Origin of the sequence: Pseudoduganella namucuonensis (assembly GCF_900116645.1) — a bacterium.
Classification (GTDB): Bacteria; Pseudomonadota; Gammaproteobacteria; order Burkholderiales; family Burkholderiaceae_D; genus Rugamonas; species Rugamonas namucuonensis.
The window spans coordinates 91180-116077 of sequence record NZ_FPBO01000021.1; the positions used below are offsets into that span (position 1 = coordinate 91180).

Annotated in this window: 20 protein-coding genes; 18 read left to right on the forward strand and 2 right to left on the reverse strand. The window is 68.8% G+C overall.

Annotation, left to right across the window (positions count from 1 at the left end):
* Positions 1-3 precede the first annotated feature (3 nt).
* Genes BM436_RS21035 through BM436_RS21050 form a run of 4 tightly spaced genes read left to right on the forward strand, consistent with a single transcriptional unit; the run spans position 4 to position 3066 of the window.
* Positions 4-333 (forward strand): flagellar protein FliT, encoded by a 330-nt coding sequence (locus tag BM436_RS21035; RefSeq protein ID WP_093557491.1) that lies wholly within the window; start codon positions 4-6, stop codon positions 331-333.
* 31 nt (positions 334-364) lie between these two features.
* Complete coding sequence (gene fliK, locus BM436_RS21040) at positions 365-1978, forward strand: flagellar hook-length control protein FliK (RefSeq protein ID WP_177307398.1); 1614 nt, start codon at positions 365-367, stop codon at positions 1976-1978.
* Positions 1968-2315, forward strand: coding sequence for an EscU/YscU/HrcU family type III secretion system export apparatus switch protein (locus tag BM436_RS21045; protein ID WP_093557492.1), 348 nt, complete (start codon positions 1968-1970; stop codon positions 2313-2315). The genes fliK and BM436_RS21045 overlap by 11 nt, the downstream gene beginning before the upstream one ends.
* Positions 2305-3066, forward strand: a complete 762-nt coding sequence (locus BM436_RS21050) for a flagellar brake protein (RefSeq protein ID WP_093557493.1) — start codon at positions 2305-2307, stop codon at positions 3064-3066. The genes BM436_RS21045 and BM436_RS21050 overlap by 11 nt, the downstream gene beginning before the upstream one ends.
* Positions 3067-3145: 79 nt before the next feature.
* Here the strand turns inward: BM436_RS21050 and fliE are convergent, their stop codons facing one another.
* Positions 3146-3493, reverse strand: a complete 348-nt coding sequence (fliE, locus tag BM436_RS21055) for a flagellar hook-basal body complex protein FliE (protein WP_093557494.1) — start codon at positions 3491-3493, stop codon at positions 3146-3148.
* A 228-nt stretch (positions 3494-3721) separates the two neighbouring features.
* Here fliE and fliF point away from each other — a divergent pair, with 228 nt between their 5' ends.
* The 14 genes from fliF to BM436_RS21125 all read left to right on the forward strand — a co-directional run bounded on the left by fliF (position 3722) and on the right by BM436_RS21125 (position 23411).
* The gene (gene fliF, locus BM436_RS21060; protein WP_371859657.1) at positions 3722-5470 is read left to right on the forward strand and encodes a flagellar basal-body MS-ring/collar protein FliF; all 1749 of its coding nucleotides are present in this window, start codon (positions 3722-3724) and stop codon (positions 5468-5470) included.
* Complete coding sequence (gene fliG / locus BM436_RS21065; protein WP_093557495.1) at positions 5463-6461, forward strand: flagellar motor switch protein FliG; 999 nt, start codon at positions 5463-5465, stop codon at positions 6459-6461. Before fliF ends, fliG begins: the two co-directional genes overlap by 8 nt.
* A gap of 14 nt (positions 6462-6475) precedes the next feature.
* Positions 6476-7216 carry a flagellar assembly protein FliH gene (locus BM436_RS21070; RefSeq protein WP_093557496.1) on the forward strand — a complete coding sequence of 247 codons (741 nt, stop codon included), beginning with the start codon at positions 6476-6478 and terminating at the stop codon, positions 7214-7216.
* Positions 7217-7231: 15 nt separating this feature from the next.
* Positions 7232-8638: a flagellar protein export ATPase FliI gene (gene fliI, locus BM436_RS21075; RefSeq protein ID WP_093557497.1), complete on the forward strand. Its 1407-nt coding sequence runs from the start codon at positions 7232-7234 to the stop codon at positions 8636-8638.
* Between the two features lie 35 nt (positions 8639-8673).
* Entirely contained in the window at positions 8674-9114 is a 441-nt protein-coding gene (gene fliJ / locus BM436_RS21080) for a flagellar export protein FliJ (protein WP_093557498.1), read from the forward strand.
* Positions 9115-9135: 21 nt separating this feature from the next.
* Positions 9136-11028, forward strand: coding sequence for a flagellar hook-length control protein FliK (locus BM436_RS21085; protein ID WP_093557499.1), 1893 nt, complete (start codon positions 9136-9138; stop codon positions 11026-11028).
* 67 nt (positions 11029-11095) lie between these two features.
* Complete coding sequence (gene fliL / locus BM436_RS21090) at positions 11096-11620, forward strand: flagellar basal body-associated protein FliL (RefSeq protein ID WP_229490560.1); 525 nt, start codon at positions 11096-11098, stop codon at positions 11618-11620.
* A 6-nt stretch (positions 11621-11626) separates the two neighbouring features.
* Entirely contained in the window at positions 11627-12607 is a 981-nt protein-coding gene (fliM, locus tag BM436_RS21095) for a flagellar motor switch protein FliM (protein WP_093557501.1), read from the forward strand.
* Positions 12608-12628: 21 nt separating this feature from the next.
* Entirely contained in the window at positions 12629-13048 is a 420-nt protein-coding gene (gene fliN / locus BM436_RS21100; protein ID WP_093557502.1) for a flagellar motor switch protein FliN, read from the forward strand.
* The gene (gene fliO, locus BM436_RS21105) at positions 13045-13758 is read left to right on the forward strand and encodes a flagellar biosynthetic protein FliO (protein ID WP_229490562.1); all 714 of its coding nucleotides are present in this window, start codon (positions 13045-13047) and stop codon (positions 13756-13758) included. Before fliN ends, fliO begins: the two co-directional genes overlap by 4 nt.
* Positions 13748-14506: a flagellar type III secretion system pore protein FliP gene (gene fliP / locus BM436_RS21110; protein ID WP_093557503.1), complete on the forward strand. Its 759-nt coding sequence runs from the start codon at positions 13748-13750 to the stop codon at positions 14504-14506. Before fliO ends, fliP begins: the two co-directional genes overlap by 11 nt.
* A gap of 13 nt (positions 14507-14519) precedes the next feature.
* On the forward strand, positions 14520-14789 hold the full coding sequence (gene fliQ / locus BM436_RS21115) for a flagellar biosynthesis protein FliQ (protein ID WP_093557504.1): 270 nt from the start codon (positions 14520-14522) through the stop codon (positions 14787-14789).
* A 68-nt stretch (positions 14790-14857) separates the two neighbouring features.
* Complete coding sequence (gene fliR / locus BM436_RS21120; protein WP_093557505.1) at positions 14858-15703, forward strand: flagellar biosynthetic protein FliR; 846 nt, start codon at positions 14858-14860, stop codon at positions 15701-15703.
* A 76-nt stretch (positions 15704-15779) separates the two neighbouring features.
* On the forward strand, positions 15780-23411 hold the full coding sequence (locus BM436_RS21125) for an SPM autocatalytic domain-containing protein (protein ID WP_093557506.1): 7632 nt from the start codon (positions 15780-15782) through the stop codon (positions 23409-23411).
* 221 nt (positions 23412-23632) lie between these two features.
* On the opposite strand, the gene flgL is transcribed toward BM436_RS21125, so the two are convergent.
* On the reverse strand, positions 23633-24886 hold the full coding sequence (gene flgL, locus BM436_RS21130) for a flagellar hook-associated protein FlgL (protein ID WP_177307400.1): 1254 nt from the start codon (positions 24884-24886) through the stop codon (positions 23633-23635).
* Positions 24887-24898 lie beyond the last annotated feature (12 nt).

Below are 24898 nucleotides of genomic sequence, written 5' to 3' on the forward strand. Positions count from 1 at the left end.
CCCATGATGACGAATCAAGAAGTACTGACCGTGTACGCCGCGATGGCGGAGCTGACCGAACAGATGCTGTCCGCCGCCACCGCCGGCGAATGGGACGACCTGGTGCTGCTGGAGCAGCGCTGCGCCGCCCACGCGCGCGCGCTGCAGGCGGACGAGCCGCAACAGCCGATGGCCGGCGAGCAGCGCGAACGCAAAGTGGAGCTGATCCGCCAGATGCTCACGGCCGACCGCAAGATCCGCGACCTGACGATGCCGTGGATGGCCCAGCTGTCCGCGCTGATCAACAGCACCGGCGCCGAGCGCCGCCTCGCCAGCGCCTATGGCGGCGTGTAAGTCTTCCCCCCAGACCTCTTAGGAGCATCCCATGTTGCCGCCGCGCCTGGACGCCACCGGCGTCAAGCCGGCGGGGGCGATTACCCCGCCCGCCTCATCGCTGCCCGTCAACGACGCGCGGCAGGCCGCCTTGCAGCGCGTGCTCGGCGGGCTGGTCGGACTATCCATGCAGGGCCAGGTGCTGTCCAACTACCAGGACGGCAGTTCGCTGGTGCGCGTGGCCGGCGCCTCGATGCGCATGATGCTGCCGCCCGGCGCCCAGGTCGGCGCCGAAGTGCCGATGACGCTGATCGCCGTCACGCCCCGTCCCACCTTCCAGATCGGCAACCAGGCCGCCCAGGGCCAGACCGCGCCCATGTACACCGAGGCCGGGCTGGCCCAGGGCGACGCCGCCGAGCAATTGCCTTCGCAGGGCGCCCTGCCCGGCCGTCCCGGCGCGGGCCAGGCCGGACCAGGCGCGTCGGGCTTCACGGCGCCGCCCGCCGCCGCCGCCGCCGATGGCGCCGAGGCGCAAGCCGGCGCGGGCAAGGCCGGTGCGCAGGCGGGCTCGCAGCAGGCCGGCCCGCAAGGGGCGGCGAACGGAGCGAACGGTGCCGCGGGCGGCGCCGCGAACCCGGCGCTGGCTTCCGCGGCCAATGCGGCCGCCAGCGCAGCGGCAAACGCGGCCGCCGGCGCGGCGGCCAAGGCGGCTGCGAACACGGCCGCGAAGGCGGAGGCGAACACCGCCGCGAATGCAAACGCGGCTTCGAAAAACGCAGGGACGGATGGCGCGGCCCGCCCCGGCCAAGGAACGCAAGCCGGCGCGGCACAGGCGAACGGCGCCGGCGGCACTATCCAGGCGCGGCCGCAATCGCTGGCCGCCGCCCTGCTCGGCAGGGCGCCGCTGACGCCTTCCGACCAACTGCCCCAGCTCGACCACAACACCCCCACGCCCACGCTGAGCCAGGGCGCGCGCGCCATCGCCAGCGCGCTGGCCAGCGCCTACCACGCGCCCGGCGTGCCCGCCACCATCACCGGTAAGACGCCGCTGGTGACGGCCGGCGCGCCCGAGCCGCAGCAATTGGCGAAGAACCTGCGGGACGCGCTGGGCAGCAGCGGCCTGTTTTATGAATCGCACGTGGCCGACTGGGCCGAGGGCAAGCGCAGCCTGTCCGACCTGCAGCGCGAACCGCAGATGCAACGCGGCATGGCGCAGCAGGGTCCACAGACCGGCGACACGCTGGCCAAGGCCGCGCTGGCCGGCCCCGACCTGTCGGCCGCGCAAATGATCAACCAGCAGTTGCACGCGCACGAACAGCAGCGCGTGCAATGGAACGGCGAGGTGTGGCCGGGCCAGCCCATGCAATGGGAAGTGCGGCGCGAACAGCGCGACGACGGCCGCCCGGACCAGCAGGACGCCCACGACGGGGAGCAGGAACAGATCTGGCGCAGCGGCGTGCGCTTCCGCTTCCCCTTGCTGGGGCAGGTGAGCGCGTCGGTGACGCTGGTGGGCGAGCAGGTCCACATCCAGGTGCAGACGGGGGACGGCGACAGCGCCGCCACCTTGCGGGCCTGGTCGGGCGAGCTGCAGCGCGCGCTGGAGGCGGCCGGTTCGCCGCTGGCCTCGCTGACCATCGCCGCCGGGGAGGATGGCGATGGCCAATGACGACCCGCCGCGCCGCCCGCTGCAAAGCGCGGTCGCGCTGGCCTACCACAGCGGCGCCCCCGCCCCCAAGGTGGTGGCCAAGGGGCGCGGCCTGGTGGCCGAGCAGATCATCCACGTGGCCGCCGAACATGGCGTGCACATCCACGAATCGAAGGAATTGGTGTCGCTGCTGATGGACATCGACCTGGACCAGCAAATCCCGCCGGCCCTGTACCGCACAATTGCGGAACTACTGGCCTGGCTATATCATATTGAATCAGCGCAAAAATCCGGGCTGCCGCCTCCCCCGCCGCCGGACACCAGCTCTCCACTTACCGATAATAAAAATGCAAGCTAACCAATACAACGCGGAACTGGAAAACTGGCACGATTTCGAAGTGGAATCGCGCAAGGAAATCATCGGCCTGCTGCGCAGCATCGGCGAGAAAAACCAGCTGATCCGCATGCTGGTGCATGGCGAGGCCGACGTGTGCGTGACCTCCATCCTGGAGGTGGACGCCGACAACAACAGCGTCATCCTCGACTGCTCGATCAATCCGGAACAGAACCAGCGCGTGGTCGGCGCCAAGGCCTTGTCGTACGAGACCACGCTGGACAAGATCCGCATCCTGTTTTCCAGCGAGCGGGTGGAGAAATGCACGTTCGAGGGCGCGCCGGCGTTCAAGATCCCGCTGCCGGCCTCGCTGATCCGCCTCCAGCGGCGCGAGTACTACCGGATGAACACGCCGGTCAGCAATCCGGTGCGGGCGGTGATACCCCTGCCGGCCGAGCTGGGCGGCGGCAGCAGCAGTTTCCCGCTGGCCGACATCAGCTGCGGGGGCATCGCCATCCTCGACAACAAGCTGCTGCTGGGCGACTCCATCGGCAAGAAATACGAGGATTGCCGCATCGACCTGCCCGAGGTGGGCACGGTGGTGACGTCGCTACAGATCCGCAACATGATCGACCTGACCCTGCTCAACAACAAATCCAACCGCCGGCTGGGATGCCAGTTCGTCGACATGCCGCGCGGCGCGCTGAACGCGGTGCAGCGCTACATCACCAAGCTCGAGCGCGAACGCAACGCCCGCATCGCCGGCCTGGGCTGAACAAAACAAAAAAGGGGTCAGGTTCAATATTCCACTAGTGGAATATTGAACCTGACCCCTTTTTTGTTTTTGCGGCTCGTTAGACTTGCATGTTCATGATCTCGTGGTAGGCGGACACGAGCTTGTTGCGCACCTGGACGGTGGCCTGGAAGTTGAGGCTGGCCTTCTGCATCGAGATCATCATGTCGGACAGGTTGACCGAGTCGTCCCCCATCTGGAAACGCTTACCCAGGTTCTCGGCCTTGTTCTGGCTGGCGGCGACCGCGTCCAGCGAATTCTTCAGCGCGTCCGAAAACTCCACCCTGGCGGACGGCGCCTCGGTCTTGACGGCCGGCGGCGTCGCCTGCGGCCGGGCCGCGTGCGCCTTCAACTGCTCCATCATCGCCTGGATCCTGCTGCTGTCTATGCCTAAGCCGGTGGTTTTCATCTCTAGTTTTCCCTCTGTTGCTACCGCGAAACAACTACGCGGGGTTGCCGCGTTACAATAGGCGGCGCACTGGTCAGTCCTGGCAGAATAGCAGCGGGGGCGCCAGCGGACTGGGCGGAGCAGGACGGTAAACCGCCTGCTATTCCGGCGATGGCCACGGTGGGCGGCGCGACATAATGTGCAACAGCCGCAAATCCTTTCCATCTCCCAACCTTTTATTTGACCGCCATGGCAGCAGCAGCCGAACAACTCGATATCGACGAAGCAGCGGACCCGGCCGAACCGCAGCCGAAGCCGCCGTTCATGCAGACGCAGATGGGCAAGTGGGTGGTGCGCGGCGCCGGCGCGGCCGCCCTGCTGGCCCTGATCGTCGCGCTGTGGCTGTGGAACCAGCCGCCCGCCTACGGCGTGCTGTTCTCCAACTACACCGACCGCGACGGCGGCGCCATCACGGCGGCGCTGGACCAGATGCAGGTCAAGCACAAGTTCTCCGAGAGCGGCACCTCGATCCTGGTGCCGACCGAGCAGGTGCACGATTTGCGCCTGAAGCTGGCCGCCCAGGGCCTGCCCAAGGGCGGCAACGTGGGCTTCGAGCTGATGGAGAACCAGAAGCTGGGCGTGTCGCAATTCCTGGAACAGGTGAACTACCAGCGCGCGCTGGAGGGTGAACTGGCCCGCTCGATCCAGTCCATCGCCGCCGTGGACGCGGCGCGGGTGCACCTGGCGCTGCCGAAACCGTCCGTGTTCGTGCGCGAACAGCAAAAGCCGACCGCTTCCGTGCTCCTGAACCTGCACCCCAACCGCCAGATCGATCCGGCCCAGGTGCAGGCCATCGTGCACCTGGTGGCCTCGTCGGTGCCGGAACTGATGCCGTCCAACGTCACCGTCGTGGACCAGGCCGGCAACCTGGTGTCGGACACCAACAAGAACAACAACGGCGCCGGCACCAACAAGAATCTGGACGCCAGCCAGCTGAAATACGTGCAGGAACTGCAAAAACAGGTCATCAAGCAGGTCGAATCCATCGTGCTGCCCATCGTCGGCGAGGGCAATGTGCGCGCCGAGGCGGTGGCCGACGTGGACTTCGCCGCCGTCGAGCAGGCCGCCGAGTCCTACAAGCCGAACTCGCCGCCCGCCGCCTCGGCCATCCGCAGCCAGCAGAACAGCGAAACCAACGGCAGCACCACCAACAACGCCAACGGCGTGCCGGGCGCGCTGTCGAACCAGCCGCCGGGCACGGCCACGGCGCCGCTGACCGCCACACCGCCCGGCGCGGCCCCCGCCCCCGGAACGCCGGCCGGCACCCAGACCACCGCCGCCAGCGGCTTGCCGAACCACAAGGAATCGACCACCAATTTCGAGGTCGACAAGACCGTGCGCTACGAGCAGAAGGCCATGGCCGGCCTGAAGCGCATGACGGTGGGCGTGGTCATCAACTACCGCCGCATCGTCGACACCAAGACCGGCAAGGTCACCATCCGCCCCTACACGCCGGACGAGATGGCCAAGATCAACAGCCTGGTGCGCGAGGCCATGGGCTACAACCAGGAGCGCGGCGACTCGGTGAGCGTGGCCAACACGCCGTTCGACGGCGTCGACAAACCCTTCGAGCCGCCGGTGGTGCTGGAATGGTGGCGCGATCCGGCCAACCTGCCGCTGGCCAAGGAGCTGGCCAAGTTCCTGATCACGGCGCTGATCCTGCTGTACATCCTGCTGCGCATCGTGCGGCCGATGATGCGGCCGGTGTTCAAGAAGATCGACGAGATCAACGAGCCCGAGCCCGAACCGGAGGAGCCCGAGGTCGTCGTGCCCGAAGGGCCGACCGAAGAAGAGCTCATGGAGCTGGAACTGGCTAAAATGGAAGAGAGTACCGCGCGGACATACCGCGATAACCTGGCGCTGGCCAAGAAACTTGCCGTGGAAGATCCACGCATCGTGGCCAATGTCATCAAAGCATGGATAGGCTCCAATGACTGAGAATACCGGACTGCAAAAAGCCGCCATCCTGATGTTGGCGATGGGCGAGAGCGAAGCCGCCGAGGTGATGAAGTTCCTCGGCCCGCGCGAGGTGCTCAAGCTGGGCGCCGCCATGGCGACCATGAAGAACGTGCCGCACGAACAGGTGATCGACACGCTGGACGACTTCCGCGACCAGACCGCCGCCGCCTCCACCGTGGGCCTGGATTCGGACGAGTACATCCGCCAGGTGCTGACCAAGGCGCTGGGCGACGACAAGGCCTCGGTGCTGCTGTCGCGCATCCTGGGCGGCAAGGACGCGTCCGGCATCGAGAGCCTGAAGTGGATGGATTCCAATTCCGTGGCCGAACTGATCCGCAACGAGCACCCGCAGATCATCGCCACCATCCTGGTCCACCTGGAGCGCGACCAGGCTTGCGAAATTCTGGGACACTTTACCGACCGCTTGCGTAACGACGTGGTGCTGCGCATCGCCACCCTGGACGGCGTGCAGCCGGCCGCGCTGCGCGAGCTGAACGACGTGCTGACGAAACTGTTGTCGGGCAATGAAAACATCAAGAAATCGACGCTGGGCGGCGTGCGCGCGGCGGCCGAGATCCTGAACTTCATGAGCGGCGAGCAGGAAAGCAACGTGATGGACAACATCAAGAACTACGACAACGACATGGCGCAGAAGATCATGGACGAGATGTTCGTGTTCGACAACCTGATCGACATCGACGACCGCGGCATCCAGCTGCTGTTGCGCGAGGTGCAGTCGGAGATGCTGATCATCGCGCTGAAGGGCGCCTCGCAGGAACTGCGCGACAAGATCTTCAAGAACATGTCGGCGCGCGCCAGCGAGATGATGCGCGAGGACCTCGAATCGAAGGGACCGGTGCGGCTGTCCGAGGTGGAAACCCAGCAGAAGCAGATCCTGCAGATCGTGCGCCGGCTGGCCGACGAGGGACAGATTGTGCTGGGCGGCAAAGGCGAAGATTCCTTCGTCTAAGAACATAGAAACGCATGGCAACCTTACCAAAAGAGCAGCAAACCGCCTTCCAGCGCTGGGAAATGAAGTCCTTTGGCGACTTCCGTCCCAGCGCCATCGCCGCGCGCGAGGCGGAAGCCGCCGCCGCGCCGCCGCCACAGCAGCAAGCCGCCCACGCCGGGCAGCCCGAGCCGCAATACGCCGAGCCGGAATACCTGCCGCCGCAATACCCCACCGAGGAGGAGCTGGCCGCCATCCGCGAGGAGGCGCGCATCGCCGGCTACGGCGCCGGCTACGCGGCCGGCCACGCCGAGGGCCACGCCGACGCCATCGCGCTGGGCAAGGAGGAGGTGGACAAGGAACTGGAGCCGCTGCGCGAACTGGCCGGCAACTTCGGCCAGGCGCTGCACGACGCCGACCAGCTGATCGCCGCCGACGTGCTGGAACTGGCGCTGCAGCTGTCCAAGGCCATGCTCAAGCAGGCGCTGCAGATACGGCCGTCGCTGATCCTGCCCATCGTGCGCGACGCCATCGAATACCTGCCGGTGCTGCAGCAGCCCGCGCTGCTGATGCTGAACCCGGACGACGCCTCCGTGGTGCGCGAGGGCATAGGCGAGGAACTGGACAAGGGCGGCTGGCGCGTGATCGACGATCCGCAGATCGAGCGCGGCGGCTGCCGCATCGAGACGGCCAGCAACCAGATCGACGCCCAGGCCTCGGCCCGCTGGCACCGGCTGGCCGCCGCGCTGGGCAAAACCGTGGACTGGCTGGACTGAAAGTGACGATCTAGCATGGGCGCCAAATTCAACCCCACCGCGCACATCACCCGCTGGAGCAGCTACCTGAACGATTGCGCCACGCTGGTGGACTTCGTCGAGCCGATGCAGGTGTCCGGCCGCGTCACGCGCGTGGCGGGCCTGGTGATGGAGGCGGTCGGCCTGCGCCTGGCCGTCGGCGCCGCCTGCAGCGTGCCCCTGCCCTCCGGCGGCAAGGTGGAGGCCGAGGTGGTGGGCTTCGAGGGCGACAAGCTGTTCCTGATGCCGCAAAGCGACGTCGAGGGCATCGTGCCCGGCACCCGCGTGTTCCCGGTCGAACAGACCATCCCCAAGCCCGGCAGCGTGCAGCACCCGCGCCGCCGCCCCAGCGACCGCGCGCGCCACTTGCCGGTGGGCTACGAACTGCTGGGCCGCGTGCTGGACGGCGCCGGCCGCCCGCTGGACAACCTGGGCCCGCTGCACACGGTGGACAGCGCGCCCATCAACGTGCGCCCCGCCAACCCGCTGGGCCGCGCGCCCATCGTCGACACGCTGGACGTGGGCGTGCGCTCGATCAACGCCATGCTGACCGTGGGCCGCGGCCAGCGCATGGGCCTGTTCGCCGGCTCCGGCGTCGGCAAATCGGTGCTGCTGGGCATGATGGCGCGCTACACCGAGGCCGACATCATCGTGGTCGGCCTGATCGGCGAACGGGGCCGCGAGGTGAAGGAGTTCATCGAGCAGATCCTGGGCGAGGAAGGCCTGGCGCGCTCGGTGGTGGTGGCCGCCCCGGCCGACACGCCGCCGCTGATGCGCATGCAGGGCGCGGCCTATTCCACCGCCATCGCCGAGTATTTCCGCGACCAGGGCAAGAACGTGCTGTTGATCATGGATTCGCTGACCCGCTACGCGATGGCGCAGCGCGAGATCGCGCTGGCCATCGGCGAGCCGCCGGCCACCAAGGGTTATCCGCCCTCCGTGTTCGCCAAGCTGCCCATCCTGGTGGAGCGGGCCGGCAATGGCGAGGCGGGCGGCGGCTCGATCACCGCCTTCTACACCGTGCTGACCGAGGGCGACGACCAGCAGGACCCGATCGCCGACTCGGCGCGCGCCATCCTGGACGGCCACATCGTGCTGAACCGGCGCCTGGCCGAGGCCGGCCACTATCCGGCCATCGACATCGAACAGTCGATCAGCCGCGCGATGCACTCGATCACCTCGCCCGACCACCAGCAGCGCGCGCGCCACCTGAAACAGCTGTATTCCCGCTACGAGCGCAGCCGCGACCTGATCGCGGTGGGCGCCTACAGCCCCGGCAGCGACCCGGTGCTGGACCAGGCCATCAAGCTGCACGACCGCATCGAGCATTTCCTGCAACAGCAGATCACCGAGCGGGTCAGCATGAGCGAGAGTTTAGGGCAATTATCCATTCTGTTCGACTGATTGGCGGACCGGGCCTCAACCTATAATGAACCATCATGGCCTCTCAATCCCAACTTGAAACACTGATCGAACTGGCGCGGCGGGAAACCGACGACGCCGCCACGCGCCTGGGCCTGGCCCTGAAGGCGGTGGCGGATGCGGAGGAGAAACTGAACATGCTGATCGGCTACCGGGACGAGTACGGCAAGCGCTTCGAGGCCACGCAGCAGGCCGGCATCACGCCCATGGCCTACCGCAACTTCCAGGCTTTCATGGAAAAGCTGGACCAGGCCATCAAGGGCCAGGAGGAAGTGGTGCGCCATTCGCGCAACCGGGGCGACCAGGAGCGCGGCATGTGGCAGGCCGCCGAGCGCAAGCGCATGTCCTACTCCACCTTGGCCGACCGCGCGCAGGCGCAGGCGCTCAAGGCGGAAAACAAGCGCGACCAGAAGGCCATGGACGAACACGCGGCACGGCAGGCTTATTACAAACGCTAACGATTACAACCGGCGCACATCATGCAGACACCGCTCATCACGACGACCACCAGTACCGGCCAGGGCGCGCCCGCGTCCAAGGCGGCGTCCGCCGCGCCGGACAACCAGTTCCAGCAAGCGCTGTCGCGCCAGATGGACCAGCGCAACACCTACCGCGACAACGTGCCGGCCGCCGCGCCCGCCCCGGCCGCGCGCCAGCAGCAAAGCAAGCCCGCGCAGCCGGCCAGCCAGCCGGCGCGCCAAGCCGCGCCCGCCAACCAGAACGCGCAGGCCAGGCCCGCCGCCCAGAACCAGCAGGCGGGCGCCAAACCAGCCAATGGGAACAATGGGGCCAACGGGGCCGGCGGAACCAACGGGTCCAACGGGTCCAATGGTGTGAACAACGCCAATAACGCCAATGGCGCGAACGGCGCGAACCAGGCCGCGAACGACAACGCCGCGAACGCCGCCGCCAATGCCGGCGCGGACGCCAGCGCCAGTGCCGCGCATGCCGGCGGCGACTCGGCCGGCGCCCAGAACGGCGCGGGCGGCGAAACAACCGGCGCGAACGCGGCCGCCCAAGCCGCCGCCGACGCCAACGCCAGCGCGGAGGCCGCCGCGGCCGCCGCCGCGAACCCGATGGCCGACATGCTGGCCCTGATGGCCAGCTTCAACCAGCCCGTCCAGCCACCGCCGGCGGCAACCGCGGCGGAGGCGGCGAGCTCCGCCCTGTCCGCGACGTCGCCGGCCGCCGCGGCCGCCGCGCTGGCCGCCGCCACCGCCGCCAACAACTTCGCCGCGTCCGCCAGCGGCCTCCCCGCCGACGCACCGGCGGCCGACGCCGCCGCGCTCGCGGCCCAGGCCTCCGCCGCCGACGCTTCCGCGCTGCAAGCGACCTCCACGGAGGACCAGGCCGGCTTCAGCGCCGCCATGGCCGCCGCCGCGCAGGACGCCGCCAGCTCCGATCCGGCGCTGGCCGCCGGCAGCGATACCGGTGTGGCCGCGACGCCAGCCGCCACGGCCACACCGGCCGGCGCCGCGGCCCAGCAGGCCGCCCAGCAAGCGGCCTTGGCCGCAGCAGGCACGGCCGTCTCCGCCAATGCCGCCCAGGCCGCCAGCCTGGCCGCCATGCAGGCCGCCGCGCGCGGCAACGCGCAGGCGGCCGCGCCATCGGAGCCGGGCGCGCTCGACACCTCGGCGTTGCAGTCCGCCACGCAATCCGGCGCGGGCGGGGCCTCCCTCGCCGCCGCGGACGCCCTGCGCCCCTCGCCCGGCGCAGCCGCCCAGGATGGCAACGCGGCGATGCCCGCCGCGCCGGGCAAGTTCCAGGCCGAGTTCAGCCAAACGTTGTCCACGCGCGACAAAGCGCCGGCCCTGGCGGCAGCCGCCAGCGAGGCGGCGCCGGCCGCGCCGGTGGTGCTGGCGCCCGCCGCGCAGGCCCAGTTGGCGACCGCGCAGGCCGCCAACGCGGTGGCCGGCAACCAGTTGCAGGCCCGGGTGGGCAGCAACGCCTGGGACCAGCAGCTGGGCCAGAAAGTCATCTTCATGGCGGCCGGCGGCGAGCAGAGCGCCACGCTGGACTTGAACCCGCCGGACCTGGGTCCGCTGCAAGTGGTGCTGAGCGTGTCCAACGACCAGGCCAGCGCCAGCTTCACCTCCGCCCAGCCGGAAGTCCGGGCGGCGCTGGAGGCTGCCATGCCCCGATTGCGTGAAATGATGAGCGAGGCCGGCATCGAACTGGGCAACGCGTCCGTCTCGGCCGGCAATCCGGGCCAGGGGGAGGCCTTCGACCAGGCGCGCGCCGCTCAGCAGGGCCAGGGCGGGCGCGGCAACGGCATGGGCCGCGGCGGCGATGCCGGCGACGGCGAAAGCGGCACGGCCGCGCCGGCCCCGCGCCAGCGGGCGGCGCTGGGCGCGGTGGACACCTTCGCCTGACAGGCGCGTGCCATAATAGCGAAACACAAGCATCACAGCGCCAACCATTACAACGGCAGGGATCATTTTGAAAGCCAATCCAAAATTGAAGGCGGAGCCGAAGGCTGAAGCGGCCGCACCAGCGAATTCGAAGAAGAAGCTGATCGTGATCGTCGCGGCCGTGGCGGTGCTGGCGGCGGCCGGCGGCGGCGGCGCGTGGTTCATGCTGAAGGGCGGCGGCGACCACGAGGAAGCGCCCGCCAAGACCAAGAGCAAGAAAAACCAGAAATCCGGCCCGCCCACCTACGTGACTGTCGATCCGTTCACCGTCAACCTGCAGCCGGAAACCGAGCAGGACCAGTACCTGCAGCTGGCGTTCACGCTGCAGGTGGAGGGGCTGGAGGACAGCGAGTCCATCAAGAACAACATGGCCAAGGTGCGCAGCCGCGTGCTGCTGCTGCTGTCGGGCAAGCGCGCGTCGGAAATCAACACGCCGGAAGGCAAGCAGCAACTGGCCAAGGAAATCATGGCGCAAATCAACGAGCCATTCGAAAACAAGGGCTCGGAACAGGAAGTGACGGAAGTGCTGTTCACGTCCTTTATTATCCAGTAATGAATCATGGCTGATAATTTTCTCTCCCAGGAAGAAGTCGATGCCCTTTTAAAGGGTGTCAACGGCGATCAGGACGACGCGGCCGCGCCGGAAGAAGTCGCGGGAGTCAGAACCTACAACCTGGCGACCCAGGAGCGTATCGTCCGTGGCCGGATGCCGACGCTGGAAATTATCAACGAGCGTTTCGCCCGCCTGCTGCGGGTCGGCCTGTTCAACTTCCTGCGCCGCAGCGCGGAGGTGTCGGTCGGCTCGGTGCGGGTGTCGAAGTACAGCGAGTTCATCCGCAACCTGGTGGTGCCGACCAACCTGAACCTGGTGCACATGAAGCCGCTGCGCGGCACCGCGCTGATGGTGTTCGACCCGGGCCTGGTGTTCCTGCTGGTGGACAATCTGTTCGGCGGCGACGGCCGCTTCCACACCCGGGTCGAGGGCCGCGACTTCACGCAGACGGAGCAGCGCATCATCCTGCGCATCCTGGACATCGTGTTCGAGGCCTACACCAAGTCGTGGGAACCGGTTTATCCGGTCGAGTTCGAATACATCCGCTCGGAAATGAACACGCAGTTCGCCAACATCGCCACCCCGAACGAGGTGGTGGTGGCGTCGACCTTCACGGTGGAGCTGGGATCGGTGTCCGGCCAGATCCACTTCTGCATGCCGTATTCGATGATCGAGCCGATCCGCGACGCGCTGACCTCGTCGCTGCAAGGCGAGGCGCTGGAGGTCGACAAGCGCTGGATCCGCCTGATGACGCAGCAGATCCAGATCGCCGAGGTGGAGCTGGTGGCCAGCCTGGGCACGGCCAAGGTGTCGTTCGACGAGATCCTGAACATGCGGGTGGGCGACATCATTCCGCTCAACATCCCGGAAACCATCGAGGCCACGGTGGACGGCGTGCCGGTGCTCGATTGCACTTACGGGGTATTGAACGGACAATACGCGCTAAAGGTAGAGAAACTGCTGGCGAACGCCGATAATACGAAGTAACGGAAGTAAACGGAGAAAGACATGTCGGATAATCAAGACGATCAAAGCCTGGATGACGATTGGGGTGCCGCGATCGCCGAGCAGGCCAAGGCGGAAGCCGAGGCGCTGCAGAACCAGCAGGCCGCGCAGGCGGCCGTGTTCAAGGACTTCTCGAAGCAGCCGTCGAAAACCGAAACCCACAACGATATCGACTTCATCCTCGATATCCCGGTGCAGCTGACGGTGGAACTGGGGCGCACCAAGATCGCCATCAAGAACCTGCTGCAGCTGGCGCAGGGCTCGGTGGTGGAACTGGACGGCCTGGCCGGCGAGCCGATGGACGTGCTGGTCAACGGCTGCCTGATCGCGCAGGGCGAGGTGGTGGTGGTGAACGACAAGTTCGGTATCCGCCTGACCGACATCATCACGCCGTCCGAGCGCATCCGAAAACTGAATAAATGAAGTCCATGAAGCCCGCGTATTTGTTCGCCGCGCTGGCGGCCTCGTGCTGCCTGGCCGGCGCGCCCGCGCTGGCGGCGCAGACCGCGTCCGGCGCGATTTCCGGCGCGGCCAAGGCGGCGCCGGCGGCCCAGGCCCCGGCCGCCGCACCGGCCGCACCGGCCGCCACGGACACCGTCACCGCCAGCGCCGCCGCGCCCGCCCCCGCCAGCCCGGCGGCCGCCACCGGCGCGCCGGCCGAGGCGACCGCGGAAACGGCCGCCCCGGCCGCCCCCGCCCTGGCCCCCTCCACCGCCGCCACGCCCGAACAGCAAGCCGCGCTGGCCGGCGCCCGCCCGGCCGCCGACGCCACCGTGCCGCCGCCCACCGCCACCGGCAGCCTGCTGCAAACGGTGCTGGCCCTGCTGGTGGTGCTGGCCCTGCTGGCCGGCCTGGCATGGCTATTGAAACGCTATGGACCGAAATCCGTCACCGGCGGCGCCAACGTGCGCCTGGTGGGCGCGCTCAACGTCGGCACGCGCGAGCGCATCCTGGTGGTAGAGGTCGGCGAGCAATGGATCGTCGTGGGCGCCTCGCCCGGCCGCATGAACGCGTTGGCCACCATGCCGCGCCAGGAAGGCGAGCCGGAGCTGCAGGCGCCCGGCCACGCGCTGCCCAGCGCCAACTTCGCCGAGTGGTTCAAACAGACGATAGAAAAACGCAATGGCAAATAAGCTAGGCCGTGCCTTTCCGGCGCGAATGGCATTGATGGCGTTGCTGGCGCTGCCGATGCTGGCGGGCGCCGAGCCCACCATCCCCGCCTTCACCAGCACGCCGGCCGGCGGCGGCGCCGTCAACTACGGCCTGTCGCTGCAGACGCTGATCCTGATGACGGCACTGACCTTCATCCCGGCCGCGCTGCTGATGATGACCAGCTTCACCCGCATCATCATCGTGCTGTCGCTGCTGCGCCAGGCGATGGGCACGCAGTCGGCGCCGCCCAACCAGGTGATGGTGGGCCTGGCGCTGTTCCTCACCTTCTTCGTCATGGGACCGGTGCTGGACCGCATCTACGGCGAGGCCTACCTGCCTTTGCAGGAAAACAAGATCACCATGCAACAGGCGCTGGACAAGGGCGCCGCGCCGCTCAAGACTTTCATGCTGAAACAGACCCGCCAGGCCGACCTGGCGCTGTTCGTGCGGCTGTCGCGCACGCCGGCGCTGCAGGGCCCGGAGGACGTGCCGATGCGGGTGCTGATCCCGGCCTTCGTCACCAGCGAGCTGAAGACGGCGTTCCAGATCGGCTTCGCCATCTTCATCCCCTTCCTCATCATCGACATGGTGGTGGCCTCGGTGCTGATGTCGATGGGTATGATGATGATGTCGCCGGCCGTGATCGCGCTGCCGTTCAAGCTGATGCTGTTCGTGCTGGTCGACGGTTGGCAATTGCTGATCGGCTCGCTGGCCCAGAGTTTCTACTAGGGAGGAGACCGCCATGACCCCGGAAAGCGTCCTGACCATGGGCCGCAACGCCATGGAAGTCACCCTGATGGTGGCCGCGCCCATGCTGCTGGTGGCCCTGGTGATCGGCCTGATCGTTTCCATCTTCCAGGCCGCCACCCAGATCAACGAGGCCACGCTGTCCTTCATCCCCAAGCTGGTCGGCATTTTCGTGGCGCTGGTGGTGGCCGGGCCGTGGATGCTGTCGGTCATGCTGGACTACATGCGCCAGGTGTTCACCAGCATCCCGGGGCTGGTCGGCTGAGGCGCCGACTAGCAATCCGCTAGCGAATTCCGCATGTCTTTCCCAAAAAATAGTTGCCTGACGGCCTCATGATTACGCTGTCCAGTGTCGATATCAACACATGGATCGCCTCTTTGCTGTGGCCGCTTACGCGGATACTCGGCCTGATCACCGCCGCCCCCGTGCTCGGCCACCGCAGCGTGCCGAACCCGGTCAAAATCGGGCTGGGCGTGATGCTGGCCATGATCATCGCCCCGAACGCGCCGGCGATGCCGGCGGCCGACCCGATGTCCTACGCGGGGCTGCTGATCCTGGCGCAGGAAATGCTGATCGGCGTGGCCATGGGCTTTTCCATGCGCATCGTGTTCGCGGCCATCGAAATGGCCGGCGAGATCAGCAGCCTGACCATGGGCCTGGGCTTCGCCACCTTCTTCGACCCCACCACGCAGGGCCGCTCGTCGGCGATCAGCCAATTCCTCGCGTTAATTGCTACAATGGCATTTCTATCTGTCAACGGCCACCTGGTGTTGCTGTCGGCCCTGGCGGAGAGTTTCAACACGCTGCCGGTGTCCGCCCAGCCCATGAACGCGGGCGGCTTCAAGCAGGTGGCGGACTGGGGCGCGAAGATCTTCAGCGCGGGACTGCAACTGTCGCTGCCCATCGTGGCGGCGTTGTTGATCACCAACGTCGCGCTGGGCATTTTGACGCGGGCGGCGCCCCAGCTGAACCTGTTTGGCATCGGTTTTCCCATTACATTGGGAATCGGTTTTATCGTGGTGGCCACCATCCTGCCGTATCTGGGCACGCCACTGCAAAACCTGTTCCTGCAAGGCATAGAAACGGCGCGGAGCCTGCCGCGCACCTGGGTTGCGCGGGAGCCACGCTTGCCGCCCCCGGTGCCGCGGCCGCCCCCTGCGACGACGCCACGGTTTTAAGTGGTTCCCCTAATCATTTGATTTCCCTAGGGAAATTACTGGTGTATCATGGGAGAGCTGCCCAGGAGAATACACTATGAGTTCCATCGTTCCATTCCTCACCACCGACCAGATCGTAACGCTGACGACGGCGCAGGTTGCGGCGTTGACGACCGAGGAAATCCGGGACTTGAACACGGAGCAGATCCAGGCGATGACCTCGGATCACCTGCAGGCGCTGAGCACCGCGCAACTGCGCCTGCTGGGCACGGACGAGATCGCCGCGCTCACCACCGACCAGCTCCCCTTCCTGACCACCCAGCAGTTCGCCTCCCTGGGCACCGGCGCCATCCGCGCCCTCGGTTCCGACCAGTTCGCCGTGATGGAGACGGCCGACCTGGCCGCGCTGCGCACCAACCAGTTCGCCGCGCTGGGTTCGCACCAGCTGGCCGTGCTGAGCACCGACGCCATCGGCGTGCTCGGCACCGCCCAGTGGAGCGTGCTCAAGACCAGCCAGTCGCCCGGCCTGACCAGCGACCAGCTGGCCGCGCTCACCGCCGCCCAGCTGCGCGCGCTGGCGCCGGCCGTGCTCGGCAGCCTGGACACCAGCCAGTTCTCGGCCCTGTCGACGGCCGCCGTGTCGGCCCTGACCAGCCGCCATTTCTCCGCCCTCACCGCCGTCCAGGTCGCCTCGCTGAGCACCGACCACATCATCGCGCTCACCAGCGACCAGCTGAACAGCATGGCCACCGCCGCCATCGCGCTGTTGACGACGGACCAGATCGCCGCGATCGAGACGCGCGACTTCGCCGCGCTGAGCTCGCGCCAGCTGACGGCGCTGAACTCGGACCAGCTGGCCGCGCTGACCACCACCCAGTTCTCCGTGCTGAGCTCGAACGGCCTGCGCGCGCTGAAGCCGGGCGCCATCGCCGGCCTGACCAGCGACCAGATCGCCGGCCTGACCTCGCTCGCGCCGCTGACCACGCTGCAAGTGCGGGCCCTGACCACCGACCAGATCGGCGCGCTGGAAACCCAGGACCTGGTGACGCTGACCTCGTCCCAGCTGGGCGCGCTGACCGGCGACCAGGCCACCGCCCTGAACACCGACCACATCGTGGCGATGACGACCGGCCAGTTCAGCGCCATGTCGACCGCCTTCCTGAACAAACTGAACTCGGACCAGATCGGCGCCATCGAGACGCGCGACATCGCCGTGCTGCGCAGCAACCAGGTCGCCAAGCTGGCCGCCGACCAGTTGTCCTCGCTCAACAGCGCCCAGCTGGCCGCGCTCAGCAGCGCCTCCATCGGCGCCCTCACCAACGAGCAGATCGCCGCCCTCACCACCGACCAGCTCGGCTGGCTGAGCACGCTGGCCGGCATGAGCAGCCGCCAGATCGCCGCCTTCAGCACCGACCAGATCGCCTCGCTGAGCACCGCCAGCCTGGCCTCGCTGGCCGGCAAGCAGCTGGCCGCGATGACGGGCGACCAGATCCGCGCGCTGAACTCGGACCAGATCGTCGGCCTGTCCACCGCCCAGTTCCGGGTGCTGACCAGCGCCACCCTGGCCGCGCTGTCCACCGACCAGATCGGCATGATCGAGGCGCGCGACATCGGCGCTCTGCTGACCAACCAGATCAACAAGCTGACCGCCGACCAGGTCGCCGCGTTCACCACCGCCCAGGTCGCCGCGCTGAGCGGCGCGGCCGCCGCCGCCCTCACCCCGGCCCAGGTGGCCGCGCTGAACACCGAGCAGATGGCAGCGCTGAGCACGCTCTCCGTGCTCAGCACGCGCCAGATCGCCAACCTCACCACCGACCAGATCGCCGCGCTGGCGGTGTCCAAGCTGGACGACCTGAGCACCACCCAGATCGCCGCGCTGAACGGCGAGCAAGCCGTGGCGCTGAGCACCGACCAGCTGGGTGCGCTGTCGGCCGACCAGGTGCGCGCGCTGTCGACCTCCGTCATCGCAGCCCTCAGCACCGACCAGCTGCCCGCCATCGAGGTGGAAGACCTGCAGAACATGCGCAGCGCGCAGCTGGCCGTGCTCAACACCGACCAGATCGCCTCGCTCAGCACGGCGCAGGTCGCCGGGCTCACCACCGCCCAGATCGGCGCGCTGTCGCCGTCGCAGAAGGCCGCGCTCAGCAGCGACCAGCTGGCCGCGCTGTCGTCGCTGGCCTCGTTCTCGACCTCGTCCATCGCCGGCCTCACCACCGACCAGATCGCCTCGCTGTCGGTGGCCGCGCTGGCCACGCTGCGCAGCAACCAGGTCGCCGCGCTGACCACCGCCCAGCTGTCGTCGCTGAGCGACGCGCAGATCGCCGGCCTGACCAGCGACCAGATCCGCGCGCTCAGCACCCGCGGCCTGAACGCGCTGACCGCCGACCAGGTGGCCGCGATCGAGATCGGCGACCTGCAGGCGCTGCGCACCGCGCAGCTGGCCGGGCTGGACACCGAGCACCTCGCCGCCCTGACGTCGGACCAGTTCTCGGCCCTGACCACGCAGCAGATCGCCGCGCTGGGCACGGCGCAGATCGCCTCGCTGAGCACCGACCAGGTGGCCAGCTTCGCCTCGCTGGCGCCGCTCAACAGCCGCCAGATCGCCGCGCTGACGACCGAACAGATCAGCAGCCTGGCGTCGGAAAAGATCACCACGCTCAAAACCAGCCAGCTGGCCGGCCTGACCAGCGCGCAGATCGGCGCGCTGACCGCCGAGCACATCGTGGCGCTCGACAGCGCCCAACTGCGCAGCCTGGGCACGGCCACCATCGCCGCGCTGAGCGCCGAGCAGGTGGCCGCCATCGAAGTGGCCGACATGGCCGTGCTGGCCACGCGCCAGATCGCCTCGCTGACGCCGGACCAGATGGCGGCGCTGACCGTCGAACAACTGGGCGCCTTCGGTTCCCAGCAGCTCGCCGCGCTGAGCTCGTCGCAGCTGGCGGCGCTGAGCGCCGAGCAGCAGGCCGCGCTGGTCAGCCTGGCCGGCCTGAGCACGCGCCAGATCGCCAGCCTCAGCGCCGACCAGATCGCGGCGTTCACGGTGGACCAGCTGGCCGCGCTGCGCACCGCGCAGATCGCCGCCTTCAGCACCGACCAGATGGGCTATTTCAGCGCCGACCAGATCGCCGGCCTGAGCAGCGCGCAAGTGCGCGCGCTGTCCACCCGCCAGCTGGGCGCGCTGAGCAACGAACAGGTGGCCGCGATCGAGATCGACGACCTGGTGCGCATGAGCACGACGCAAGTGGCCGGACTGCGCAGCACGCAGCTGACGGCGCTGACCGACAGCCAGCTGGAAGCCCTGACCACCAGCCAGATCGCCGCCATCGCCACCAGCCAGATCGGCGCCTTCAGCGTGGCCCAGATCGCCGCGCTGTCCAGCCTGCGCAGCCTGACCTCGGCCCAGATCGCCGGCCTGGGCAGCGAACAGATCGCCGGCCTCGACGAGGCCGACCTGCTGGCGCTGCGCACCAATCAACTGGCCGCCCTGACCAGCGCCCAGGTGCCGGGCCTGACCGACGCCCAGATCGTCGCCCTGAACACGCAGCAGATCCGTGCCCTGAGCGCGCGCGCCATCGCGGCCCTGAGCGTGGGCCAGCTGGCCGCCATCGAAACCACCGACTTCGCGGCCCTCACCACCACCCAGGTGCGCGCGCTGACCACCGCGCAGATGGCTTCGCTCGGCACGCACCAGTTGCGCGCCATGACCAGCGCCGAGATCGCCGCGCTGAGCGGCACCCAGCTCGACGCGCTGAGCCCGGCGCAGGTGGCCGCCATGGGCAACATCTTCGAATACAGCACCCAGCTGATCGCCGCCATGTCGACCGACCGCATCGCCGCGCTGACGCCGGACGACCTGGCCCAGCTGAGCGCCGCGCAGGTCGGCGCCTTCAAGCCGGCCCAGGTGGCCGTGCTGGGCAGCGCCCAGATCGTCGCGCTGAGCACCGCGCAGATCAGCTCGCTGTCGACGCAGGCCATCGCCGCGTTCAGCTCGGCGCAGATCGCCCGCATCGAGCCCGAGGACATCGCCGCGCTGAAGACGGCGCAAGTGGCGGCGCTGCGCAGCGACCAGCTGCAGGCGCTGACGCTGGACCAGGTGGGCGCCCTGACCACGCTGGAGATCGGCGCGCTGCGCACGGCCCAGATCGGCGTGCTGAGCAGCGCCCAGTTCCAGGCGCTGACCAGCCTGCGCGGCCTGGGCACGGCCCAGATCGCCGCGCTGTCGACCGCGCAGCTGGCGGCCATGTCGGTGGAGAGGCTCACGGGCCTGAGCTCCAGCCAACTGGCCGCGCTGGGCTCGAACCAGATCCGCGCGCTGTCCAACGACCAGATCGTCGGCATGGACACGCGCCAGTTCTCCACGCTGGCGACGCGCCAGCTGGCCGCATTCAGCACCGCGCAGATCGCCGCCATGGAGGCCGACGACGTGGCCGCGCTGCGCTCGGGCCAGGTGGCCGCGCTGAGCAGCGACCAGTTGCGCGCGCTGACGGTGGACCAGGTGGCCGTGCTGGCCACCGCCGGCCTGGCCGCGCTGGGCAGCGCCCAGGCGCGCGGCCTCCGGACGGACCAGATCGCCGCACTCGGCACCCGCCAGGTGCGGGCGTTGTCGACCCGCGCGCTGACCGGCCTGACCACCGCGCAGATCGCCGCCATCGAAGTGGAGGACATCGCCGTGCTGCGCACCGACCAGGTGCGCGTGCTCAATTCCGCCCAGCTGGCCGCGCTGACCGACGCCCAGATGGTGGCGCTGACGCCGGCCGCCGTGGGCGCGCTGACGAGCGCGCAGCTGGGCGCGCTGACCTCGCAGCAATTCAACCTGCTGGGCGCGCTGACCTTCCTCTCCGCCGCCCAGTTCGCCGCGCTGCCGACCGCGCGCATCGCGGCCCTGGACGAGGCCCAATTGACCCTGCTGAAGTCCGAGCAGATCGCCGCGCTGACCAGCAAGCAGGTCGGCGCGCTGAGCACCACCCAGCTGGCGATCCTGAGCACCAGCCAGTGGCGCGCGCTGGACGCCGACGCCATCCCCGGCCTGGGCACCGCGCAGGTGGCCGGCATCACGCAGGAAGACTTCGCTGCGCTGCTCACCGCGCAGCTGGCCGTGCTGGCCACCCGCAACATCGCGGTGTTGACCGCCGAGCAGCTGGGCGCCTTGAGCTCGGCCCAACTGGGCGCGCTGCGCAGCAGCCAGCTGCGCGCCCTCGGCACGGCGCAACTGGCCGCCCTCACCAGCCTGCAAGGCCTGGGCAGCGCCCAGTTCGCCGCGCTGGGCAGTGAACAGCTGGCCTCGCTCGGCGACGAACAGCTGGGCACGCTGCGCACCAGCCATCTGGCCGCGCTGGGCAGCCGCCAGCTTTCCTGGTTGACCACGACGCAGATCGCGGCGCTGTCCACCACCCAGATCCGCGCGCTGAACCCGACGGCCCTGGCCGGGCTGAGCACGGACCAGGTGGCGGCGATCGATGTCGACGACCTGGCCGCGCTCACCACCGCCCAGTTCGCCAAACTGACCACCGAGCAGGTGCGCGCGCTGAGCGACACCCAGATCGGCGCGCTGACCTCGGCCGAGCTGAGCGCGCTGACCACGGCGCAGATGAGCGTGCTTGGCACGGCCCAGCTGGCCGCCCTGTCCAGCCTGCAAGGCTTCGGCGCCGCCCAGCTGGGCGCGCTGACCAGCGCCCAGTTGTCCTCGCTGGACGAGGCGCACCTGAACAGCATCCGCAGCTCGCAGATCGCCGCGCTGAGCAGCCGCCAGATCTCGTGGCTGACCGACAGCCAGGTGACCGCGCTGACCACGGCCCAGGTACGCGCGCTGAGCCCGGCCGCGCTGCGCGCACTGAGCAGCAACCAGTTCGCCGCGCTGGAGGTGGAGGACTTGCAAGCCCTCACCACCGCCCAGATGGCCGCGATCGGCACCACCCAGATCGCCGGCCTGAGCGGCGGCCAGATCAACTCATTCGGCTCGCAGCAGCTCAGCGGCCTGTCGTCGGCCCAGATCGGCGCGCTCAGCACGGCGCAGCTGGCCAGCCTGGACACGCTGGCCACCCTGGGCACGCGCCAAATCGCCTTCCTGTCCACGCAGCAGCTCGCCAGCCTGGACAGCAGCCATCTGGAGACGCTGAAAACCGCCCAGGTGGCCACGCTGTCGTCGCGCCAGATCGGCGCGCTGGCGCCGGAGCAGATCACCGCGCTGAACACCGCGCAGATCCGCGCCATCAACGCCGCCACCCTGGCGTCGCTGAGCACGGCGCAGCTGGGCGCGCTGGACCTGGAAGACATCACCGCGCTGTCCACCACGCAGGTGGCGGCGCTGAAATCGCAGCAGGTCGCCAGCCTCACGGCCAGCCAGCTGAGCGCCTTGTCGACCCGCACGCTGGCGACCCTGACCGTCACCCAGCTCGACGGCCTCACCAGCGAACAGCTGGCCGCCGCCAACTCGCTGCGGCCGTACACGGTGACGCAGCTCGCCTCGTTCAGCTCGGCCCAGGTCAACGGGCTGTCGGCCGAGCTGATGGCCGGGCTGCGCACGCAGCAGGTGGCCGCGCTGTCCGCCGCCCAGGCCCCCGGCCTCACCGCCGACCAGTTGACCGCGTTCGATTCGGCGCAGGTCAACGCGCTGTCGATCAAGGTGCTGAACGCGTTGACGTCGGCGCAGATCAACGCCATCGACGCCGACGACCTGAAGCTGCTGAAGGCGCTGCAGGTGGGCGGGCTGGGCACGGCGCAGATCGCCGCGCTGGACGCCGGCCACATCGCCGCGCTGACCACCGAGCAAGTCAAGGGATTGAAGGCGGCGCAGGTCGCCGCGCTGACCACCGCCCAGCTGGGCGCGCTGACCCTGGAACAATACGGCGCCTTCACCGCCGCGCAAGTGGCAGCGCTGACCGCCGCGCAACTGGCGGCGATGACGCTGGAACAGAAGGACGCCACCCCGCTGGGCAGCCCGCTGCAGCTGGACCTGAACGGCGACGGCATCCACACCCTGTCGCTGGAGGACGGCGTGCGCTTCGACCTGTACGCGAGCGGCCAGGCGGTGCGAACCGGCTGGGTCGGCCAGGGCGACGGCCTGCTCGCGCTGGACCGCGACGGCGACGGCGCCATCAACGACGGCGGCGAGCTGTTCGGCACGGCGACCACGCTGGCCGACGGCACGCGGGCACGCGACGGCTTCGCCGCGCTGGCCGAGCTGGACGGCAACGGCGACGGCCTGATCGACAACAAGGACGCCGCCTTCGGCGCCCTGCGCGTGTGGGTCGACGGCGACAGCGACGGCGTCAGCCAGGCGGGCGAACTGCGCACGCTGGCCGAGGCCGGCGTTGCCAGCCTCGCGACGGGCGCCCTGGCGGCCAGCGAGAAGGACGCCGGCAACTGGATCGGCCTGCGCGGCGGCTACACGGACGCCGACGGCAAGACGGGGCAGATGGCGGACGTCTGGTACGTCACCGACCGCAACGAGGCGCCGGCGGCGACGCTGCGCGAACAGGTCGGCGCGTTGGCGCAGGCCTTGGCCGGCTTCGGCGGCGGCTCCGCGCCGGTCGGCCCGGGCGGGCTGGGCTGGCCGAACCAGGCCGCCGGGCATACCCTGAGCGGCAGCGTGGCCGACCTGGCGCGCGAACTGCGGCACTACGGCGACCGCGGGCTGGCCGGCCAGGGCGGCGGCGGCGCCGCAGCCGACCTGCTGGGCGAGCGCGACCAGCGCCGCGCCCCGCCCCCCGGCATCCTCGCCGCGAAGTAGCCGCCAAACCGCCGCCCTGTTTCCGGCGGCCAAAAAACGCCCAGGGCGCTTATTCCCGCAACGGAATAAGCGCCCTGGGCGTTTTTTTCCGCGCGACAAGTCAAAACCGGGGCGGCCGGGGCGTCACGGGGCGTGTCGGCGCCTCGCGCGCGTAAAAACGCCCAGGGCGTTTATTTCCGCGAAGGAATAAACGCCCTGGGCTCTTTTTGCCGCGGGGAAGCTTAGCCGATGTAGTTGAACAGGGAGAGGCTGGTCAGCGTCTTGTACGACTTCTGCGCCGCCTCCAGGCTGATCTGCTGCTGGGTGAACTGGGAGATGGCCTGGATGGTGTCGACGTCCTGCAGGTCGGCCAGGGTGCTGGCGTACTGGATGTTCAAGTCCTCGCCGGCGCTGTCCAGATAGTCCAGCTCCTTCATGCGCGCGCCCACCGAGGCCCGCACCGCCAGCACGTTGTCGGAGGCGTTGTCGACGTTGGCGTTGACCTGGTTCAGCAGATTGGTCAGCCGCGCCTGCCCCGCCGCGCCCGCGCCGTCCGAACGCAGCGCCGTGATGGTCTCGCGCACCGTCTCGAAGATCGATTTCTTGGTGCTGGGCTCGACGGTGAACCTGTCCAGGTCGGCCGGGTCGCCCTTGACGTCGAACTGCAGGCCGTCGAACTCGATGGTCTGGCCGCTGGCGTAGGGGATCGGGTCGGGCGGATTGGGGTTGGCGGGCACCGGCTGGTTCAGCGTCAGGTCGGTCACGGTGTAGGTGACGGCCTTGGGCACGCCCGGCGTTTCCGGCACCACCGCGAAGTTGATCTCGTACTGGTGGCCGGTCAGCGCCGCGAAGTCGGTCACCGAGCCGGGCGAGATGATGCCGCTGCCGCCGCGCGCGTAATTCGCGGGGTCGGCGCCGGTCTGGAAAGTGCCGTTGCCGGTGAGGTTGTTCTCGAAGATGGACGCGCCGGAGTCGCTGATGGCGACCTTGCGCGAGGAACCCACCTGCAATTCGCGCTCGCCCTGGTCGCCCTGGTAGTTGGCGCCGGTGGCCGTCAGCGCGAACGGCAGCGAGGACTTGTAGCCGGAGAACATGTAGCCGCCGGCGCCGTCGGCCGTGTTGGCCACGCCCAGCAAGTCCTGCAGCCGGCCCTCCAGCTCCACCGCCAGCGATTCGCGGTCGTCGTTGGTCAGCGAGCCGTTGCCGGCGCTCACCGCCAGCGTCTTGATGTCCTGCAGCAGCTGGGTGGTGGAGTTCAGCGCGACCTCCTCCTGCGACAGCGAACCGCGCGCGTTCAGGCGGTTGGTGACCAGCTGGGTGTTGATCTCCTTCGACTGCGTGAGTTCCAGCGCGCGCGCCGTGGCGATGGGGTCGTCCGACGGCGCCAGGTTGCGGCGGCCGGTGGCCAGCTGCTGCTGGGTGCGGGCCAGCGAGGCCTGCAGCGTGCTGAGCTGGCTGATGCCCGTGTCGAACATCATCTTGGAACTGATACGCATGACCATGATACT

What these genes read in the sequence shown, in the direction of transcription:
- BM436_RS21035 (WP_093557491.1), top strand. Translation starts at nt 4, where the DNA reads ATGATGACGAATCAAGAAGTACTGACCGTGTACGCCGCGATGGCGGAG.
- fliK (WP_177307398.1), top strand. Translation starts at nt 365, where the DNA reads ATGTTGCCGCCGCGCCTGGACGCCACCGGCGTCAAGCCGGCGGGGGCG.
- BM436_RS21045 (WP_093557492.1), top strand. Translation starts at nt 1,968, where the DNA reads ATGGCCAATGACGACCCGCCGCGCCGCCCGCTGCAAAGCGCGGTCGCG.
- BM436_RS21050 (WP_093557493.1), top strand. Translation starts at nt 2,305, where the DNA reads ATGCAAGCTAACCAATACAACGCGGAACTGGAAAACTGGCACGATTTC.
- fliE (WP_093557494.1), bottom strand. Translation starts at nt 3,493, where the DNA reads ATGAAAACCACCGGCTTAGGCATAGACAGCAGCAGGATCCAGGCGATG.
- fliF (WP_371859657.1), top strand. Translation starts at nt 3,722, where the DNA reads ATGGCAGCAGCAGCCGAACAACTCGATATCGACGAAGCAGCGGACCCG.
- fliG (WP_093557495.1), top strand. Translation starts at nt 5,463, where the DNA reads ATGACTGAGAATACCGGACTGCAAAAAGCCGCCATCCTGATGTTGGCG.
- BM436_RS21070 (WP_093557496.1), top strand. Translation starts at nt 6,476, where the DNA reads ATGGCAACCTTACCAAAAGAGCAGCAAACCGCCTTCCAGCGCTGGGAA.
- fliI (WP_093557497.1), top strand. Translation starts at nt 7,232, where the DNA reads ATGGGCGCCAAATTCAACCCCACCGCGCACATCACCCGCTGGAGCAGC.
- fliJ (WP_093557498.1), top strand. Translation starts at nt 8,674, where the DNA reads ATGGCCTCTCAATCCCAACTTGAAACACTGATCGAACTGGCGCGGCGG.
- BM436_RS21085 (WP_093557499.1), top strand. Translation starts at nt 9,136, where the DNA reads ATGCAGACACCGCTCATCACGACGACCACCAGTACCGGCCAGGGCGCG.
- fliM (WP_093557501.1), top strand. Translation starts at nt 11,627, where the DNA reads ATGGCTGATAATTTTCTCTCCCAGGAAGAAGTCGATGCCCTTTTAAAG.
- fliN (WP_093557502.1), top strand. Translation starts at nt 12,629, where the DNA reads ATGTCGGATAATCAAGACGATCAAAGCCTGGATGACGATTGGGGTGCC.
- fliO (WP_229490562.1), top strand. Translation starts at nt 13,045, where the DNA reads ATGAAGTCCATGAAGCCCGCGTATTTGTTCGCCGCGCTGGCGGCCTCG.
- fliP (WP_093557503.1), top strand. Translation starts at nt 13,748, where the DNA reads ATGGCAAATAAGCTAGGCCGTGCCTTTCCGGCGCGAATGGCATTGATG.
- fliQ (WP_093557504.1), top strand. Translation starts at nt 14,520, where the DNA reads ATGACCCCGGAAAGCGTCCTGACCATGGGCCGCAACGCCATGGAAGTC.
- fliR (WP_093557505.1), top strand. Translation starts at nt 14,858, where the DNA reads ATGATTACGCTGTCCAGTGTCGATATCAACACATGGATCGCCTCTTTG.
- BM436_RS21125 (WP_093557506.1), top strand. Translation starts at nt 15,780, where the DNA reads ATGAGTTCCATCGTTCCATTCCTCACCACCGACCAGATCGTAACGCTG.
- flgL (WP_177307400.1), bottom strand. Translation starts at nt 24,886, where the DNA reads ATGCGTATCAGTTCCAAGATGATGTTCGACACGGGCATCAGCCAGCTC.